16 protein-coding genes and 1 pseudogene are annotated in these 19,109 nt (G+C 62.4%); 8 read left to right on the top strand and 9 right to left on the bottom strand.

Annotated features, from left to right (window positions below; translation table 11 throughout):
* The first annotated feature begins 166 nt into the window (after positions 1–166).
* From BLV09_RS28000 to BLV09_RS27990, 3 genes are all read left to right on the top strand, one after another.
* On the top strand, positions 167–937 hold the full coding sequence (locus BLV09_RS28000) for a transglutaminase-like cysteine peptidase (protein WP_167558898.1): 771 nt from the start codon (positions 167–169) through the stop codon (positions 935–937).
* 194 nt (positions 938–1,131) lie between these two features.
* The gene (locus BLV09_RS27995; RefSeq protein WP_146689713.1) at positions 1,132–2,028 is read left to right on the top strand and encodes a TauD/TfdA dioxygenase family protein; all 897 of its coding nucleotides are present in this window, start codon (positions 1,132–1,134) and stop codon (positions 2,026–2,028) included.
* The gene (locus BLV09_RS27990; RefSeq protein ID WP_433994449.1) at positions 2,025–3,278 is read left to right on the top strand and encodes an MFS transporter; all 1,254 of its coding nucleotides are present in this window, start codon (positions 2,025–2,027) and stop codon (positions 3,276–3,278) included. The genes BLV09_RS27995 and BLV09_RS27990 overlap by 4 nt, the downstream gene beginning before the upstream one ends.
* Positions 3,279–3,321: 43 nt before the next feature.
* Here BLV09_RS27990 and BLV09_RS27985 read toward each other — a convergent pair.
* From BLV09_RS27985 to BLV09_RS37765, 3 genes and pseudogenes are all read right to left on the bottom strand, one after another.
* Positions 3,322–4,257: pseudogene (locus tag BLV09_RS27985) on the bottom strand (sensor histidine kinase); the annotation flags it as partial.
* 430 nt (positions 4,258–4,687) lie between these two features.
* Positions 4,688–5,380: a response regulator transcription factor gene (locus BLV09_RS27980; RefSeq protein WP_146689711.1), complete on the bottom strand. Its 693-nt coding sequence runs from the start codon at positions 5,378–5,380 to the stop codon at positions 4,688–4,690.
* 313 nt (positions 5,381–5,693) lie between these two features.
* Positions 5,694–6,197 carry a hypothetical protein gene (locus tag BLV09_RS37765; protein WP_197684986.1) on the bottom strand — a complete coding sequence of 168 codons (504 nt, stop codon included), beginning with the start codon at positions 6,195–6,197 and terminating at the stop codon, positions 5,694–5,696.
* 418 nt (positions 6,198–6,615) lie between these two features.
* Here BLV09_RS37765 and BLV09_RS27970 point away from each other — a divergent pair, with 418 nt between their 5' ends.
* Both BLV09_RS27970 and BLV09_RS27965 read left to right on the top strand, forming a co-directional pair.
* Positions 6,616–7,374 (top strand): ABC transporter ATP-binding protein, encoded by a 759-nt coding sequence (locus BLV09_RS27970; protein ID WP_146689710.1) that lies wholly within the window; start codon positions 6,616–6,618, stop codon positions 7,372–7,374.
* A complete protein-coding gene (locus tag BLV09_RS27965) occupies positions 7,371–8,894 on the top strand; it encodes a permease (RefSeq protein WP_146689709.1) in 1,524 nt (507 codons plus the stop codon). The genes BLV09_RS27970 and BLV09_RS27965 overlap by 4 nt, the downstream gene beginning before the upstream one ends.
* A 17-nt stretch (positions 8,895–8,911) precedes the next feature.
* On the opposite strand, the gene BLV09_RS27960 is transcribed toward BLV09_RS27965, so the two are convergent.
* Positions 8,912–9,850, bottom strand: a complete 939-nt coding sequence (locus BLV09_RS27960) for an alpha/beta fold hydrolase (protein ID WP_174556573.1) — start codon at positions 9,848–9,850, stop codon at positions 8,912–8,914.
* A gap of 134 nt (positions 9,851–9,984) precedes the next feature.
* Between BLV09_RS27960 and BLV09_RS27955 the strand changes: the two genes are divergently transcribed.
* On the top strand, positions 9,985–10,800 hold the full coding sequence (locus BLV09_RS27955; RefSeq protein ID WP_146689708.1) for an MBL fold metallo-hydrolase: 816 nt from the start codon (positions 9,985–9,987) through the stop codon (positions 10,798–10,800).
* A gap of 55 nt (positions 10,801–10,855) precedes the next feature.
* A complete protein-coding gene (locus tag BLV09_RS27950) occupies positions 10,856–11,908 on the top strand; it encodes an amidohydrolase family protein (RefSeq protein ID WP_146689707.1) in 1,053 nt (350 codons plus the stop codon).
* 97 nt (positions 11,909–12,005) lie between these two features.
* On the opposite strand, the gene BLV09_RS27945 is transcribed toward BLV09_RS27950, so the two are convergent.
* A complete protein-coding gene (locus BLV09_RS27945) occupies positions 12,006–12,461 on the bottom strand; it encodes a cupin domain-containing protein (protein WP_146689706.1) in 456 nt (151 codons plus the stop codon).
* A gap of 221 nt (positions 12,462–12,682) precedes the next feature.
* Between BLV09_RS27945 and BLV09_RS27940 the strand changes: the two genes are divergently transcribed.
* Positions 12,683–13,753, top strand: a complete 1,071-nt coding sequence (locus tag BLV09_RS27940; RefSeq protein WP_146689705.1) for an alpha/beta fold hydrolase — start codon at positions 12,683–12,685, stop codon at positions 13,751–13,753.
* Here the strand turns inward: BLV09_RS27940 and BLV09_RS27935 are convergent.
* The 4 genes from BLV09_RS27935 to BLV09_RS27920 form a co-directional block, all read right to left on the bottom strand.
* Positions 13,742–15,562, bottom strand: coding sequence for a chloride channel protein (locus tag BLV09_RS27935; RefSeq protein ID WP_146689704.1), 1,821 nt, complete (start codon positions 15,560–15,562; stop codon positions 13,742–13,744). The genes BLV09_RS27940 and BLV09_RS27935 overlap by 12 nt on opposite strands.
* Before the next feature lie 332 nt (positions 15,563–15,894).
* Positions 15,895–16,125 carry a hypothetical protein gene (locus BLV09_RS27930; protein WP_146689703.1) on the bottom strand — a complete coding sequence of 77 codons (231 nt, stop codon included), beginning with the start codon at positions 16,123–16,125 and terminating at the stop codon, positions 15,895–15,897.
* Between the two features lie 207 nt (positions 16,126–16,332).
* Positions 16,333–17,589: an aminopeptidase gene (locus BLV09_RS27925; RefSeq protein ID WP_146689702.1), complete on the bottom strand. Its 1,257-nt coding sequence runs from the start codon at positions 17,587–17,589 to the stop codon at positions 16,333–16,335.
* Positions 17,590–17,647: 58 nt separating this feature from the next.
* On the bottom strand, positions 17,648–19,009 hold the full coding sequence (locus BLV09_RS27920) for a class-II fumarase/aspartase family protein (protein ID WP_146689701.1): 1,362 nt from the start codon (positions 19,007–19,009) through the stop codon (positions 17,648–17,650).
* Between the last annotated feature and the right edge of the window lie 100 nt (positions 19,010–19,109).

Genomic DNA, 19,109 nt, shown 5'->3' with positions numbered 1-19,109 from the left:
AAAATTTTCTGCAAACTGGCGATATGGATTTTAGCCTGTTTTGCTGTTTCTGCCCCCGGAACGCTCCCGTTAAGCGCAATAAAAGCCTCCCCCCGCATCCTGCTCTCGAAAGATCCGGCCACGCGCGGGCTAATGGCCTCGCCGATGTCCGGACACGGGGTGTCAGATGGGGATTTTCGGCCGGGTGCACGCGTGGCGTGCCGCCATATTTGTGATGAGCTTGGCCTGGTTCGCGCCGGTAGCGGACGTCCATGCGGGGACACTGCTGTCGCCGGGATCTGCGGCGCTGGTCCGGAGCTCCGCCGAGCCGTTCGGGCTGTTTGCAGCGGTCCTGACCTACGGCGGGCTGCGGGAAAAATGGCTTGATGTCGAGCGCAAGCTCGATGACGAGCGGGTGCAGCTGGCGCTGTGCGACGGAGACCGCGACCGCTGCGTCTCCCCGGCTGCGCTGCAGCTGCTCGCCATCGTCGACAATGCGCGAGCGCGGGAGGGACGCGCCCGTCTCGGCGAACTCAATCGCGCGATCAACCTCGCGATCCGGCCGATGAGCGATCTGGCTCAATACGGCCAAATCGATGTGTGGAGTTCACCGCTCGTCACATTCGCGCATGGCGCCGGAGATTGCGAAGACTATGCAATCGCAAAATTCGTCGCGTTGCGCTTGGCCGGCATCGCGGCCGATGACCTGCGCATCGTGGTGCTACGCGACACCGTCAGCGGCGACGACCACGCCGTCACCGCCGCGCGGCAGGATGGGCGTTGGCTGATGCTGGACAACCGCCGCATGGCGATGATCGAGGACGCCTATATGCGCAACACCCAGCCATTGTTCGTCATCGATCAGCATGGCGTCATGCAGTATGCCGATAGACCAGTGCTGGCCGACCTACGTGCCTCGAGCCCGGCGCCGCTGGTGGCGCTGAATTTCACGAACTAGCCCACCCTCGCCTCATCTTCTCAGGAGCGCGCTGGGCCCGGCCCGGCGAACGCCGTGGCCGCACGCAATTCCGGCGATCATGGGGCGGCAGTCATGCTCGCGCGCTAAAGTAGTCATTCCGTAGCTTTCGATTTCCCCGCGCGCCACGCGATGATAGTCTCTCGCGCAATGGTCCGATAAACCGGGAGGGTTCGATGGCTTTGAGCGCCGGAAGTGAAGTTGCAAGCGGCCGACGCGGTGAGCCGATCGACGTGATTCCGACCGGAGCCGCGCTGGGCGCGGAGGTGCGCGGTATCGATCTCAGAGATCTCGACGCATCGCAGTTCGCGGCGATCGAGCGCGCCTGGCATGACCATCAGGTCATTTTGGTGCGTGGCCAGACGCTCAACGATCAGGACCTGATCACGTTCAGCCGCCGTTTCGGCGATCTCGACTGGGCGCCGGTCCAGGAAACCGGCAGACGCTTCGTCGAAGGACTGCCTGAAATCTACATCGTTTCAAACGTGACCGTGAACGGTCAGCCGATCGGCAGCCTCGGCTCCGGTGAAGCCGTCTGGCATACCGACATGTCGTATCTCGATGTGCCGCCAATGGCGAGCATGCTTTATTCTCTCGAGGTGCCGCCTGCCGGCGGCAACACCTCGTTCTGCAGCATGTACGCGGTCTACGAAACGCTGCCGGACGAATTGAAACGCAAAATTGCCAACCTGAAGATCAAGCACGACGGCACCTATAACAGCGGCGGTTATCTGCGCCAGGGCGTCACCGCGACCGACGATCCACGAACGTCGCCGGGCGCGGTACATCCGCTGGTCTGCACCCACCCCGACACTGGACGGCGGATGCTTTATCTTGGCCGCCGGCGCAATTCGTATCTCTTGGGGCTCGAACTCGCGGAGTCCGAGGCGCTATTGAACCAGTTGTGGGATTTCGTCGCGCGCCCCGAATTCGCCTGGGAGCACGTCTGGCGGGTCGGTGATCTCGTGCTGTGGGACAACCGCTGCACCATGCACCGACGCGACCCGTTTGATGACTCGGCCCGGCGCGTCATGCATCGTACACAGATCAAGGGCAACGCGGCGCCGGTCTGATGCGCCGGTTCGGCGCCTCCAATACGGTCCTGCTGATCATCTGCCTCATGTACCTGATCCTCTATGTGGATCGGGTCAACATCTCGACGGCGGCGCCGCTGATCAGGGCAGACCTTGACTTAAGCAACACCCAGCTCGGCCTGGCCTTTTCGGCGTTCGCCTATCCCTATGCGCTGTTCCAGCTGATCGGCGGCTATTTCGGCGACAAATTCGGCGCACGCCTGACGTTGTTCGTCAGCGGCCTCATGGTATGCGCGGCAACAGCGGCAACTGGCGCCGTCGGTGGACTTGCGAGCCTGTTCGCCGCGCGGCTCGCACTTGGGATTGGCGAAGGCGCGACCTTTCCGACCGCGACGCGCGCGATGGCGACTTGGGTGCCGGAAGGTCGCTGGGGTTTCGCCCAAGGCATCACGCACTCGTCGGCGCGGATCGGCAATGCGGTGACGCCGCCGCTGATTGCTGTGCTGGTCGGGCTGGTGTCGTGGCGCGGAGCGTTCGTGCTTCTCGCGCTTTTGAGCCTGATCTGGGTGGTGGTCTGGTTGCGGTATTTTCGCGACGTACCGACATCGCCGCCACTGAGCGCCGAGGAGCTTGCGACGCTTCCTGTGCGCAGCCGAAGCGGTGCGGCCGAGGCAGTGCCGTGGTTGAAACTGTTTCGCCGCATGCTGCCGGTCACCGCCGTCGATTTTTGTTACGGCTGGACGCTATGGCTGTTCCTGAGCTGGATACCGTCGTTCTTCTTCCAGAACTACCAGCAGAACCTGATGCAATCGGCATTCTATTCGGCCGGGGTCTTCCTTGCCGGCGTGATCGGCGACACCCTGGGTGGCGTGGTGAGCGACCGGATTCTGCATCGGACCGGCAATCGAACCGCGGCGCGGCGCAACGTCATCGTCGCCGGCATGCTCGGCGGCTTTCTGTTCCTGATTCCGGTGATGCTGGTTCACGACGTCAACATCGCCGCGATCTCGCTCGCCGCGGCGTTCTTTTCGGTCGAGCTGGTGGTGGCGCCGATCTGGGCGGTTCCGATGGACATTGCGCCAAAATACTCGGGATCCGCGAGCGGCATGATGAATTTCGGCTTCGGCGTGGCCGGCATCATTTCGCCGCTGGTCTTTGGCTTCTTGATCGATCGGACCGGAAGCTGGACCTTGCCGTTCGCCGGCTCCATTTGTCTGTTGTTGCTCGGTGCCGGACTGGCGTTTCGCATGCATCCGGACCGGCCGTTCGAGGCGGGCCCGAAGGCGTAACTTTCTGACCAGTGTCACATCAGGTCATTCGCTGCATCCGCAACTAAATGGTTGGCGCTGAAAACCAGAGTTTGAGCTTGAGACCCGGTGAATTATCAAGCATTTCGATCTGCGCGCCATGGAGGCGCGCGACGGCAGCGACCAGGCTGAGCCCGAGACCGTTTCCCGGCTTGTAGCGACTGTGTTCGAGCCGGTAAAAGCGCCTGAACACATGCGCGCGTTCGTCTGCGGGAACGCCGGGTCCGTCATCGGCGATTGAAATGACCGACCTGCCATCGATGCTCTCGTTGGCAATGATGACTTGCCCTCCGGCGCGGCCATGCTTGATCGCATTGTCCACGAGGTTGGCTATGGCATCAAAGATCAGGTCACGGTCGCCGGTCACCAGCACCTCGCGATCGCCGACAACCATCAGACGCGTCCCGTCCTGTTCGGCCGCCGCATCGTACAACTCGGCAACCTCACTGGCGATTTCGACCAGATTCACGGTGCGGAACGCGCTCCTTCGAGCCTGGGTCTCGATTTGCGCAATCCGCGTGATTGACGAGAATATCCGCAACACAGCATCGAGGTCGGCGATCGTATCGTCAATCAGCGCTTGATCATCCTCGGTAACGCGCCGGCTGTGATAGGCCTTCTCCAGCCGTCCGCGCATTCGCGTCAGCGGCGTCCGCAGGTCGTGCGCAATATTGTCGCTCGCCTGCTTGACTTCGCCCATCAACGTTTCAATGCGGTCCAGCATCAGGTTCAGGTTCTCCGCGACGCGATCCCATTCGTCATTAGTGCCGCGGAGCGGGATACGCTTGTCGAGGCCGCTGAGCATGATGGCCCGGCTGGTCGCGTTGATCGATTCAATTCGCCCCACGGTCCGGCGCGTCACCAGGATGCTCGCGGCTCCCGCCAGCACGAATATCAATGCCACGCCCGAGATCACGGCTGTCTTGATCTGATCGGTAAAGCTATCGAGGTCACTGATATCCCGCCCCACCAGCAGACGATCGCCGCTCGGAAATGTTTCGAGCATTGCCCGCAGCAGCGGTCGGTTTGTCGCGTTGGACGACGGCTCCGGGGCGCGAAACTCTGTCCATCCCCTGGCCGCCATGGCCGTCGGTGGCCATGCCTTGAGGTTGCCGCTGAGAACGACCATTGAAGGATCGACGAGGACATACACGTTGTCTGCAAAACTTTTGTCGGCCATGCGTCGCTGAATCAGGGCAATCAGCCCGTCGCGCCCGTTCCGCTCGTAAGCGCCTTGCAGGCTCAAATACTCGGCCATGATTGCACGATCCGATCGGCTGCGCACATAGGACGAGGTGGACAGGTAGACGTAGCTGAAAATGATCGACACAATTACGCCGAAGGTCCCGATCGCGATCAGCGCCAGCTTGAAAGTCGATGACGTTAGGGTTTTAGTCAGGAGCACGGAGACGGTACCCGATACCACGAACCGTATGGATCAGCGGATAGGCCTGCTGGCCGTCGACTTTGCGACGCACGCGACCGACATAGACATCGATGATATTTGTTGAGGGATCGAAATGAAGATCCCAGACGTGCTGCAACAACATTGCCCGGGATACGATGCGGCCTTCGTTGCGCACCAAATACTCGAGGAGCTGGAATTCCCGGGGAAACAGCGAAATGTTCTTGCCGCGCCGGCTCGCCGTCCGCGACACCAGGTCGATTGCGAGGTCGCCGACACGCAAGACGGTCTCTTTGACAACGGTGTCACTGCGTCGGCCAAGCGCCTCGACGCGCGCCAACAGCTCGATGAAAGAAAAAGGCTTGACCAGATAGTCATCACCCCCGGCACGCAAGCCACGCACCCGATCGTCGATTTCTCCGAGCGCGCTGACGATCAGGACAGGTGCGGCGACGCCACCGTCTCGCAATTGACGCATGACCGTGATGCCATCGATATCCGGAAGCATGCGGTCGATCGTGATCACGGCATAATCGCTGGCGACGCCGCGGCTGAGCGCCTCGTTGCCGCTGGCGGCCAGATCCACCTGGTAACCGTTGGCCGTGAGCGACTCGACGAGCTGGCCGGCGGTCTCCAGGTCGTCCTCCACAACCAGAATACGGCGGTGACCTCCTGTCATGGTCCTCCGTCTCCGAACAACTGGTCAAAGGCCGAATTCACTTCGGTGTATATATGTCAGAAACCAACTCATCCGTAATCTAAAGGTTGCGTGAAGAGACTCGCACCATGGGGTGTGATGGTCGCCACCGCTAGCTGATCCAGCTTGCATCGGCCGGGAATGCTGCGGTTGCGACCATCACGAGGTCTGGATCCTTGCTCGCAAAACTCCGCCGACGCGATGGGACCCGGCACAAAACACCAACGCGTCGGCGTCGCTCCAGCAGCTCGCCAGATCATATGATCGCGGCATCAGGCGATGCGCTCAGGCAGTGTCAGTAGTAGCCGTAGTCGCCGCAGACATCGACCCACTGCAGTCCATATGGCGTCCACACCCTGCTCCAGCAGCTGTCGTAGGCAGCATAGGCAAAGGGCGCACCAATGAACGCAAAGCGGTTGAAGCGATGATGGAAGAAGCGGTGATCTCGGAACGCGAACCTCGAAAACCGGGGCGAGAATCCAGCATGTGCAAAAGGCGCACCGGCGAAACGGCCGTCGCTGAAATGCCTGCCTCCGTCGAAGGCTCCGAAACGCGCACCTCCACCCACGGCTGCAAAGCGCGCGCCTCCGCCCATAGCTGCAAAGTGCGCGCCTCCGCCCATGCCGCCAAAGTGCATCCCTCCGCCCATGCCACCACCGTGCATCCCACCTCCCATGCCGCCGCCACCATGCATGCCGCCACCACCACCTCCGCCGTGAAAGGCGAGCGCCGGTGACGCAAGAACAAGCGCCGTACCGAGCGCACCCGCGGCGAGGCAATTAAGGAGCTTGTTGCTCATCTCATTTCTCCTGGTTGAATTGCAGCGACGGATACCGTCGCGAGAAGAAGACGATCAGGAGACCCAAAGGGTCCAATGATTTCAAATGACAAATGTGACAGTTTCTGACGCGAAAGTTAGTTTTGACTTGCAAAGCCCGATCACGTCGCAGCGCCGTCTACACCAAGCCGTGTGCTCCATAACACCCGTCGGCGTTGTACCTCGGCTGTTACCCGAGAGCGGATTTTTCACAGGGAAGCGGTACGTCCCCTTCGTGCCATCCGACGCAGACGTTTGATGATTCTGCCCACGACCGCGATACCACCGCTACGCCACCCGCCCGATGTGGGTGGGATTTGCGGTCCTCGATTCACCGCGTTGAAAGTTCTCTGGTTCATGGTCCGCTTCGAAAACCTGAAACCTGGATTGTCCCGACACGATGAATCCCGCCGAACAACCATCCGCACTGCAGGTGCGAGGGTTAACAAAGCGTTTTGACCGCCCCGCGGTCGACGCGCTCGATCTCACCGTCCGCCCCGGCGAGTTCTATGCGCTGCTCGGGCCCAACGGTGCCGGCAAGACCACGACGCTGCGCATGGTCGCCGGCCTGCTGCGGCCCGATGCCGGTTCGGTGTCCGTGCTCGGGATCGACGCGTTGGCCGATCCCATCGCCGCCAAGCAGATCACGGCATGGGTGTCGGACGAGCCGATGATCTATGACAAGCTGACCCCGCTCGAATACCTCGCTTTCGTCGCCGGCCTCTGGGGCATCGATCCCAAGATCTCCGAATCATCCGCACACGATCTCTTGGTCTCGCTCGGGCTCGAGCCGCATCTGCACGAACGTTGCGAAGGATTTTCCAAGGGCATGCGCCAGAAAGTGGCGCTGGCCGGTGCTCTGGTGCACGAGCCGCGGCTGATCATTCTGGACGAGCCGCTCACCGGCCTCGACGCGCTCTCCGCCCGTCACGTCAAGGGGTTGCTTGGCGATCGCGTACGCTCTGGGTGCACCGTGATCATGACCACGCATATCCTTGAAGTGGCCGAACGCATGGCCGACCGGATCGGCGTCATCGCCTCGGGACGGCTTGTTGCCGAGGGCACGCTTGCCGAGTTGCGCCAGCAGAATGGTCGGAACGACACCAGCCTCGAGGACATGTTCATCGCGCTGGTCGAGGTCGAGGCCGCCGCCGCATGAGCTCCGCCGCGGCCCTGACCTGGTTTGCCCGGCACGAAATCCGGCTGGCATGGCGCGAATGGCTCGCGATGATGACCGGCGGCCGGCGCAAGCGGAACCGCGCCGTCATCGGACTGATCGTCTTTGCCGTCGTCATGCACCTGCCGGCCTATGCGGTGATCGGCCGATTTGCCAATTTGCGGATGCCGCTCGACAAATCCTCCCTGATCGTCATGTCGGCGACCATCTTCCTGGCGTGGGCCCTGATGCTGTCGCAGGCGATCGAGTCGGTAACGCGGGTATTCTATGCGCGCGCCGATCTCGATCTGATCATGTCGTCGCCGGCCTCGCTGACCAATGTGTTCTCGGTTCGCATCGCCGCGATCGCGCTGTCCGTCGTCGGCATGGCGCTGGTGCTGTCGACGCCTTTCGTCGACGTTCTCGTGATCGGCGGCGGTATCAGATGGTTTTCGGCCTATGGCGTCGTCATCGCCATCGGCGTCTCGGCTGCGGCGGTTGCGATCGCGGTCACGGTCGCGCTGTTTCGCTTGATCGGCCCGAGCCGGACCCGGCTGGTCGCCCAGATCCTCGCGGCGATTATCGGCGCCGGTTTTGTCATCGCGCTGCAAATCGCCGCGATCCTGTCTTACGGCACGCTGTCACGGTTCGCGATTCTGACCTCGGACGCAACTGCGGCCTTTGCGCCCGGCGTCGACAGCATCGTCTGGTGGCCGGCGCGCGCCGCGCTCGGCGACGGCGAAGTGCTGCTGCTTCTGATGGCTGGCGGCCTTACGCTGCTCGGCGTCGTGATGGCGCTGTTCTCAAACCAGTTTGCCGACACGGCGGTCCGCGTGTCCGCGCACGCGATGCCGACCAACCGCAGCTCGCGCACGTCAGGCTTTCGCACCGGCTCCCGGCAACAGGCGCTGCGCCGGAAGGAATTCATGCTGCTGCGGCGCGATCCGTGGCTGGTGTCGCAGACCCTGATGCAGCTATTGTACCTGGTGCCGCCGGCGCTGATGCTGTGGCGAAGTTTCTCCGACAGTTCGACAGCCATTGTGCTGATCACGCCTGTCATCGTCATGGCGGCGGGCCAGCTCGCGGGCGGTCTCGCATGGCTGACGATATCGGGCGAGGACGCCGCCGATCTGGTCGCGACCGCGCCGTTGCCGTCCTCACGCGTGACCCGCGCCAAGATCGAGGTGGTGCTGATCGCGATCGGCGCGATATTTGCGCCACTGGTTGCGGCGCTGGTATTCGCCTCGCCGCTACAGGCCGCGGTCACCGCTACAGGCGTCGCGATCGCGACGGTGTCGGCCACCGCCATTCAGCTTTGGTTCCGCGTGCAGGCCAAGCGCAGCCAGTTTCGCCGCCGCCAGACCTCGTCGCGGCTTGCGACTTTCGCCGAAGCCTTTGCATCGATCGGATGGGCCGCGACCGCGGCGCTGGCGCTTGCCATCCCGATCGCCGCCCTGATCACGGGAGCGATGACTGCGGGCATCATGGCCGCGACCTGGAAGATCAGCCCGCGGCGCGCGTGATCGGCAGGCGCCCCGTCCTATCCCTTCACCAACTCCATCACCGCCGCGGCAAACGCCTCAGGTTCTTCCTGCGGCAAATTATGTCCCGCACGCGGGATAACGCGATGAACACGGTGCCCCGTGAATTTCGGCGCACTCGCGCTGCCGTCGGTCACGACGGCCACGCCATCGCCGGCGCCATCCAGCGTGATGGTGGGCACGGTGATCGGGGGCAGCGCCGCCAATTTGCGCTGCAGCTCGGCATATTGCGGATCACCCTCGGCAAGGCCGTAGCGATGGCGGTAGCTGTGGATCACGACGTCGACATAGTCGGGGTTGTCGTGGGCCACCGCCGTCCGCTCGAAACAGGCCTCGTCGAACTGCCAGTTTGGCGACCATTGCTGCCACAAGATCCTGGCGATGCCCCGCCGGTTAGCGGCCAGCCCTGCCCGACCCCGTTCGAGCTGGAAATAATATTGGTACCAGAGCGGCACCTCGCGCTCCGGCCGCGCCGGCACCATGGCCTTGGCGATGTCCTGGATCAGATAGCTATTCACCGATACCAGCCCGACGCAGCGCTCCGGCCACAGCGCCGCGCCGATGCAGGCCGCGCGGCCGCCCCAATCATAGCCCGCGAACACCGCGCGTTCGATGCGAAGCGCATCCATCAGCGCCATCATGTCGGCCCCGACCGCGGCCTGCTCTCCCGAGCGTGGCGTGGCCGCATCGCGGAATTTCGTCGGCCCGTAGCCGCGCAGATAGGGGACGACGACGCGGCAGCCCTGTACGGCGAGCTGAGGCGCGACGTCCACAAAGGAATGGATATCATACGGGAAGCCATGCATCAGCATCACGACCGGTCCATCCGCGGGTCCGGCTTCGTAATAGGCGATGTTGAGAACGCCGGCATCGACATGACGCAATGGTTCCAGCCGATGTATCGAGGAAGCGCGGGTAACCGTTGGCGTCAATTCCATCACTGCAACTCCTGACCGGCCGAGCCGAGAATAAAGCGATACTGACGGTCTATTGATCGAGACACGATAGTTCGCTGCGGCATTCGGCGATACAATACCATCTCCAGCGTTATCGGGGACGGGCCCTTTCATTTATGCTGCGATCGTTTTCCGCCATCCTCGCCTTGCTGGGTTCCCTGATCGCGCCGGCTATCGCCCAGGAAGCTCCGCGCAGCGAATGCCTGGCGATATCAGATGCCGGTCCGCGCGCTACGCCGGTCAGCCTTCGCCACGCTGCGGCCGGGACAGACGAAGTGGCGATTACCTACGCGGGCCATTCGACCTATTTTATCGACACGCCCGGGGGCGTGCGGATCGCGACCGATTACAGCGGCGCGTACCAGATCGGCCGCCTGCCCGACGTCGTCACCATGAACCGCGCCCACAGCACGCATTACACGCTGTTTCCCGATCCCCGCATTCCCCATGTGCTGCATGGCTGGCGCGACGACGGGCAGCCTGCACGCATCGCCGAACGGATCGGTGACGTGTACATCCGCAACGTGACGACGGACATCCGCCGCTATTTCGGCGACGATTCCAACGCCGAGATGATCAAGGACGGCAATTCGATCTTCATCTTCGAAGTCGCCGGCCTCTGCATCGGTCATCTCGGACATTTGCATCACGCGCTCGATGACAGCCATTTTGCGGCGATCGGCCGGCTCGACATCCTGATGGTGCCAATCGACGGCACCTATACCATGTCGCTGGACGGAATTGCCGATATCACGCGGCGCCTGCGCGCCTCCATCGTGCTGCCGATGCACCGCTTCGCGACGCCGCTCGATGAATTCATGCGCCGGATCGGCCAGCAATTCGCGATCGATGTCCGCACCGAGCGGACTTTACGGATTTCGCGGGACTTGCTGCCGGACACGCCAACGGTCATTATTCTAGACGGCGTTTGATCCTCCACGCGAGCCGAACAGCCCCGACAAAACAAAAAACAGGGAGTGACGATCCATGGTTTCCGGCAATGCCGCCTCATCAAAGAGCGGCCTCTACGCGGATCCGCGCGAAGACTGGCTCGCGCTGCACACGGAAGAAATTATCGATCCCCAGCGTCCGATCGTCGATCCCCATCATCATTTGTGGGATCGCGGCGGCCAACGCTACCTGATCGAGGAGATCACCGACGACATCGCCTCGGGTCACAATATTATCGCCACCGTTTACGTCGATTGCCGTTCGATGTATCGCGCCGGCGGACCGGAAGCTTTCCGTCCCGTCGGCGAAGTGGAGTTCGCCAATGGCGTCGCCGCGATGAGCGCGAGCGGCGGCTATGGCAAGGCTGCGGTCTGCGCCGGCATCGTCAGCCATGTCAATCTCCTGCTGGGCGAGGCCGCGCGCCCGGTTCTTGAAGCCGAGATCGCCGCCGGCAATGGCCGTTTCCGCGGCATCCGGCATTCCTCGCCCTGGGATGCCGATCCCGACGTCGCCGGCATGTACGCGACGCGGCCAAAAGGCCTGCTGCTCGATTCCACCTTTCGCAAGGGATTTGCCTGTCTTGCGCCGCTCGGCCTGAGCTTCGACGCCTGGCTGTTTCATCCGCAGATCGGCGAGCTCACCGATCTCGCCCGCGCCTTCCCGGATACCAAAATCGTGCTCGATCACTGCGGCGGCCCGATCGGCGTCGGCAGTTATGCCAACCGGCGCGACGAGATTTTCCCGGTGTGGAGAGCATCGATCCAGGAAATTGCAAAATGCCCGAACGTCGTCGTCAAGCTCGGCGGGCTGGCGATGCGGCTATTGGGCTATGATTTTCACGAGCGTCCAATGCCTCCCTCGTCGGAACAAGCTGCAGTCGCGTGGCGCCCCTATATCGAGACCTGCATCGAGGCCTTCGGTCCCGGACGCGGCATGTTCGAAAGCAACTTTCCGCCGGACAAGGGCCAGTGCAGCTATCAGGTGATCTTCAACGCATTCAAGCGCATCGCCGCGCAATACTCCGAAGCCGAAAAGACGGCGCTGTTCTCGAAGACGGCGACGGATTTCTACCGGCTGAAACTCGGCTGATTGCTGACGCTATCTTTGGGCTGCTTCGGCCGACAGCGTCGCATGGCGCGATAACCAAGGGGTCGGCGCCAGGCGCCGCCCACCGCGCCGAATATCTTCAGGACGAACCCATCAGGCTCGCGGCCTGGCGTTCGTCGGCCGGCAACAGGATCTTCCTGAGCTTCAGGAACACCCGCAGCGCAAAGCCGAGCCAGACCGGCTGGGTCTTGCGGCAGAACGCTAGCTTTCGGACGCGGCCCTCGACATGCCATCTGGCGTGCGCGCCATCCTTGAAGAAGATGACATCGCCCGCAACATAGCGGGTCGGCGGCATGGTATCGTTTTCAAGGACGATCGAGCCTTCCAGGATCAATACTGTCTCGTCGAAATCATAGTACCAGTTGAAGCGGCCCTCGCTGCATTCCCAGACCATCGTTGACGCCAGCCCGTCCGCGCTTTGCGACAGGACGCACCATTGCGCGACCGGATTGCCCTCGATGATCCAGGACGGTTCGATCGGCCGTGGTGTGAGGTTGACGGCAAGGTTGGTCGTTTCAATCAATGCGCGCGACATCAGGAACCTCAGGCGAATGGATTCAAAATCGCTTTTTATTCAAAGGGATATAGGCAAGCGAAATCGCGGGCATAATTAAGGCCAACCTTTTAAGCTTTCCTTACGGCCATCGATTCAATGCCAGCGATCAGGCGTCGACACCCTCAATCCGCCGATCTATCAAGGATGAATTCAACGCATTCGCCACTTGCAACAATGGCTGCGTCATTTCAGGAAATAGCATGACCGCAACTCGACAAGGCGATGCAGTTCTGGCCGGCGTGAAGGCTTTTTGCATCAAGGATTTTCGTCTGGAGAGCGGCGTGGTGATGCCGGCCGTGACCATCGCCTATCGAACGTTGGGCGCGCTCGCGACGAACCGCGACAACGCCGTGCTGATCACGCACGGCAACACCAGCGGTCCACAGATGATCGACCCCGATGGATCGACCGGCGAAGGAAGCTGGAAGGATCTCGTCGGTCCGGGCAAACCGGTCGATACCAACCGTTTCTTCGTCATCTGCCCGAACATGCTGGGATCCTCGTACGGATCGACCAACGCCGCGAGCATCGACCCGGCAACGGGCAGGCCCTACGGGCCGCGATTTCCCGATATCACCGTGAGCGACATCGTTGCCACGCAACGCGCGCTGCTCGGCCATTTCGGTATCGACCGGCTGGTTGCGATCGTCGGCCCGTCCTATGGCGGGTTTCAGGCCTTTCAGTGGGCCGTCAACTACCCCGGCATGATGAAGGGAATTGCCGCTGTCGTCACGTCTCCCGTCGTGCCGCGTGAGCGATCCGCCGGCAACATCGAACGCCTGCTCACCACGCTCTCCAAGGATCCGAACTGGAATGGCGGCGACTATTATGATCGCGGCGGCGTGTTCGAGACCATGATTCAAATCCGTTCAGCGACGCTCAAGACCTATGGCATCGAAGCTCGCCTGAGAAGCACGATGCCGGACGCCGAACAAATCGAGGCCGCGATCCGCGATGAGGCTGCGCGATGGGCGCGAGGGTTCGATGCAAACTCGCTGATCATTCTTGCCAGGGCGCTGCGCGGCTTCGACGTGACGCCACGGTTCGGCGATATCAAGGCAAAGGTCTTGTACGTGCTGTCCCGAACCGACCGGCTGTTTCCTCCGGAGCTCGCGCCCGGCGTCATGCAGGCGCTGCAAAACGCCGGCGTCGAGGCCGACTATTTCCTGCTCGACAGCGAGTATGGTCATTCGGCTTCCGGTATCGACGCCCCTAAATGGGCGCCGCGGCTGCGCCTGTTCATGGAGCAGCTGAGCCAGTCACAGGGCTAGCTCGCCGCCCGATGCCGACGCTTCATCCCTGCTCTGCGACGATGTCCGCCGGCCAAAAAATGCGACGCGGTTCGCTTCCGTCGATTTGGCCGTGGCGCGGATGCGAAGCAGGTCCTTGCGGGATACCAGGCCAACCAGCCGTTGCGTGTCGCGTTCGACGATCGGCACGCGGCCGATATCGGCCAGCACCATGCGATCGGCCAGATGGGAAACCGGCTCGTCGGGATAGCCGACGGTAAGCGAACGGTCCGAAACGCGGTCGAACAGGCTTTCGCCCTCGTGCGGGCTTTCCGCCCGCCACCGCAACACGTCGGCGCGCGCGACCATGCCTGCGACCTGAGCGTCGGCATCGATCAGCGGATAGGATTTGTGCCGCCGCGCCTCGCTGGAGAAAAACGATACGGCTTCGTCGATCGGCATGGCCGCCGGCAGCGTATCGACATTGCGCACCATTACTTCGCTGACACGCAAGAGTTCGAACGGGTCGATACTGTATTCCCGAACCACGTGCTGGCCGCGCCGGGCGATCTTCTCGGTCAGAATCGATCGTTTCAACAGCAGCACGGTCAAGGCATAGGCCGCGCTGGTCGCGATCAGCAGCGGGCCGATCAGGGCAAAATCGCCGGTCAGTTCAGCCGCGAACAGGATCGCCGTCAGCGGCGAGCGCATGGTGCCGCCCATCATCGCGGCCATGCCGATCAACGCCCATACGCCGTGATCGCCCGGAAGCAACTGGCCTTCGAGCCAGCCGGCGCAGCCGCCGAAGATCAGCAGCGGCGCCAGCACGCCGCCGGATGTTCCGGAGGCCAGCGCGATGATCCAGATCGCCGACTTGACCAGAAGGATCAACACGACCGCCGACAGCACGATGTGATCGTTGAGGAGATCGCCGATGATGTCGTAACCGACGCCGAGTGCGCGGGGCTCGATGAGACCGCCCAGTCCAACCGCAAGCCCGCCGATCGCGGGCCACCACATCCAGTGCAGCGGGATATGGCCGAACAGATCTTCCATCTTGTAGAGCAGACCGGTCAGCAGGCCGGACTGCAGCCCTGCCACGACGCCGACGCCGATACAGGCAAACAGTCCCCACCAGGGCAGATCGAGGTGCCCGGCAAAGGGGAACAACGCGCCGCTGCCGATCAACAGCGGCCGCAAGGCGGAAGAGACAACGCAGGCGCCGATCACCGGGATCAGACTGCGTGGTTTCCATTCAAACAGCAGCAGCTCGACGGCGAGCAGAACGGCGGCGACGGGCGTGCCAAAGATAGCGGTCATGCCGGCGGACGCGCCGGCGACCAGCAGCGTCTTGCGTTCCGCCGCGCTCATGCTGAAGCACTGCGCGAACAGCGAGCCGATAGCGCCGCCTGTCATGATGATCGGACCCTCGGCGCCGAACGGGCCACCGCTGCCGATCGAGATCGCGGATGACAGCGGTTTGAGGATCGCGACCTTCGGCTGCATCCGGCTGCCGCCGATCAGGATCGCTTCGATCGCTTCGGGGATGCCGTGTCCCCTGATCTTCTCCGAGCCGAAACGGGCCATCAGTCCGATGACAAGGCCGCCGAGTGCCGGGGCTGCGACCATCCACGCGTCCGGTTTGACGGCTGCGAGAGAAAGGCTCTGCACGCTGAATGTGTGCAGCCATACCAGATTGGTGGTCAGCGCAATCACGCGCAGCAGCAGCCAGGCTGCCACGGCGCCGCCGGCGCCCACGACCACGGCCATCGCGACCAGCATGAGGACACGCCGATCGGTCGTGAAATCGCCGAGCCGCGGCAAGGAATTGGCGGAAGCAGAACGAACCATCGTGATCTTTCGACGGGAGGGAGTGTGTGGCGGGGGGATGTGCGCCGTTCAGCCCAGGCGGACGTTAACGGCCAAAACGTAACTATATCGTGACACGATATAAATCAATGAACAAAAAGGTATGCTTTGCAGCATACCGGAAATGACGAAAGCGCTGACTTCATCGAGGCGCACTTGCCGGGGCAGCGGCTACGTGGCTCTCCAGGCGGAGCGTCGATCTGTTTTTCGGATACGGGAATCGTTGTGCTGGCGGGGGTGGGCTATCCGCCAAGACACGGGATCGCGCGCGTCAGCGGTTCCCGGCTGCGTGAGATGCGATCACAATAGGCAAATCAGGGGACAGCCAACTTGATCACGTTGCGGTCGGATTTGGTCAACCCATCTCGCGCCATCGATTCAATCATCGGCCAATTCTGCCGGAAAAATTGAGTCGCATCGTGGATATTGGGCGCCTGCACCTTGACGCAGCAAGCCTGTCTTCCACCCCTGTTGGTTATTTGAAAGTGAAAGGTGTAGCCAACCATATCCCCATTGTCTTCAGACGGCTGAAGTTCCTGGCGCATGCAGTATCCCCCCTGTCTTGCGTCGAACTGGCACACCTTATGTTTGCGATTTGGCCTTTCGTACGGCGCGATTGTGACATGACTGCGCGGCCGCGCCAGGCGCCGCAATACAGACCTTTCCAGGAAATGGACCGACGATTGACGTCACATTTGCTTCATTCGGGCCGCGCGCAGATTTCTTGCAGCGACGCCGTCGCGCAAACCCCGTCAGGCCCACTCGCCCTTGCGGAAAACCGGCACGCGCCGACCATCCGCGTGAACGCCATCGATGTCGATCTGGTCGGAACCGATCATCCAGTCGATGTGGATCAGGCTCTTGTTGCCGCCTTGCGCGGCAATCTGCTCGGGCGACAGCTTGGTGCCGTCAATGAAGCATTTGGAATAGCACTGGCCGAGCGCGATGTGGCAGGCGGCGTTCTCGTCGAACAGCGTGTTGAAGAACAACAAACCGCTTTTTGAGATCGGCGAGGAATGCGGTACCAGCGCCACTTCGCCGAGCCGGCGCGCGCCCTCGTCGGTATCGAGCACCTTGTTCAGCACTTCCTCGCCGCGCGAGGCCTTGGCTTCGACGATGCGTCCGCCTTCGAATCGCACCGCGATGTTATCGATCAGCGAGCCCTGATAAGACAGCGGTTTGGAGCTGATGACATGCCCGTCGACCCGCCGGGCGTGCGGCGTGGTGAAGACTTCTTCGGTCGGGATGTTGGCGTTGCAGGTAATGCCGTTCTTGGCGGTCGATGCGCCGCCTTCCCATTCGTGGCCATCGGCGAGCCCGATCGTCAGGTCGGTGCCGGGTCCCGTATAATGCAACGCGCTGAATCGCTGGCCGTTCAGCCATTCGGTCCGGCTGCGCAGCGCGGCGTTGTGCTTTTCCCAGGCGGCTACAGCGTCATTATTGTCCACGCGTGAGGCGGCGAAGATGGCGTCGGCAAGCTTTGCGACCGCGACGTCCTCCTCGTCTTCGGGAAACACCTGCTTTGCCCATGACGGGCTCGGATAGGCAATGATGTTCCAGTTGATATCGAAGGTGACGATTTTCTCGAGCGCCGGCTTATAGGCGATGGAGTTGGCCTTGCTGGCGCGCGCGACCTTGGCGGGATCCTGGCCGGAAAGCAGCATCGGATCGTCGCCGACGATGGCCAGCCGCGCCGTATTGGCGGCAAAGGCTTTCGACATCCCGTCATAGAGCCAGCTCGCGGCGCGGTCGAAGCTATGGTCCTGGCCGAACCGATAGCGCGACAGCGTGATCGCCTCGTCGGAAAAGATCGGGGTGACGAGGCCCGCGCCCGCCTTGTAGGCATGCTCGGCGATCTTCCGGACCAGCGGCAGAGCCACGGTCGGCGCCGTCAGCAGCAGATCCTGACCCGGCTGCAATTGCAGTCCGATTTTCACCGCCACTTCCGCCAGCCGGTCGAGCTTGACGGGATCGATCGGGGTCGGGAAATTGCGCTGGTGTGCGGTCATGACATGCCTCGTTACGAAGTTGGCGCTTGTGCAGAGATAGGCGAACTGGCCGAGCGGTTCAACGCCTTGAGGCCGCCAGCACCCGATCAACCATTTCGGGCGCGAGGCCGAGATAGTTCCCGGGCGACGTCAGCCGATCGATGGTCGCGCGATCGATGCGCCCGGACACTTGCGGATTTGCCGCCAGCGCGTCCGCGAGTGTCAGCTGTTTTTCGTTGGCGAGCCGGCAGGCGTCGTAGACGACGTCATGCGCCTCCTGCCGCCCCATTTGTGGCGCAAGGCCCATCATGACGGCTTCGGCGACGATCAGCCCGCGGCTGATATCGAGATTTCCGGCCATCTTTTTCTCGTCGACGATAAGGCCGCCGAGCGCGAATTTCGCCTGATGCAGCGCGCCGGCGGTCAGCACGAAGCTTTCCGGAATCGCCATCCACTCGGCATGCCACGGCCCGGTGGCGCGTTCGAAATCCTGAACCATCGCATCCAGCATCAGGCCCGCATGCTGACGGACGCCCTTGCACGCCGCCAGCATCAGCTCGGACGAAATCGGATTGCGCTTCTGCGGCATGGTCGAGGACGCCCCGCGCCCCTTCACAAAAGGTTCATAAAGCTCGGCGAATTCGGTTGAGGCCATGATCATGATGTCGAGCGCGATCTTGCCGAGCGATCCCGTCACGAGGCCGAAGAAATTCACGACCTCGGCAAGGCCGTCGCGCGCGACATGCCAGGTCGAAACGGGCACGCCAAGACCGAGTTCCTCGCAAAGTGCTTTCTGGACGTCGAACCCCTTGTCGCCGAGCGAGGCCAGCGTGCCGGCGGCTCCCGCGAACTGGCCGACCAGAACGCGCGGCTTGAGTTGTTCAAGGCGTTCGGCATGGCGGTCGAACATCGCAAGCCAGATCGCGGTCTTGTAACCGAACGTCACCGGCAGCGCCTGCTGCAGATGGGTCCGCCCCGCCATCGGCGTGTCGCGATAGCGTCTGGACAGATCGGCGAGGATCCCGCGCAGCGCCGCGATATCCTCCTCGATGATCTCCAAGCCATCGCGCACCTGCAGGATAACAGCGCTGTCCATGATGTCCTGCGTGGTGGCGCCCCAATGGACGTAACGGCCGGCCTCGCCGCATTGCTTCACCATCTGATGCACCAGCGGCAGGATCGGATAGCCCACGACATCGGTCTCGCGGCGCAGCAGATCGAAATCGAACGCAGAAACATTGGTATGTCTTGCGATTTCTTCCGCCGCGTTGGCTGGAATGACGCTGCAGCGCGCCTGGGCCTTCGCCAGCGCGATCTCGACCTCGGCGTAGCGGGAGATCAGCGCGTAGTCGGAAAACACCTCGCGCATCCGCGGCGTGCCGAAGGCGTCGCGGAACAGGATGGAGTCGAAAACAGTGGTCGAAGTCGGAAAAGCAGCCATGTCGTTTCCTTCGGCCAAATACGGAAATCTGGCCCGTTGTTCATGGGACGTACGATGTGATGTTTATGCCGTGACAGATCAGAAATCTCTGTCACGCGCC

The organism is Bradyrhizobium canariense, assembly GCF_900105125.1.
Taxonomy (GTDB): Bacteria; Pseudomonadota; Alphaproteobacteria; order Rhizobiales; family Xanthobacteraceae; genus Bradyrhizobium; species Bradyrhizobium canariense_A.
This window is presented reverse-complemented; position numbering and strand designations above follow the sequence as displayed.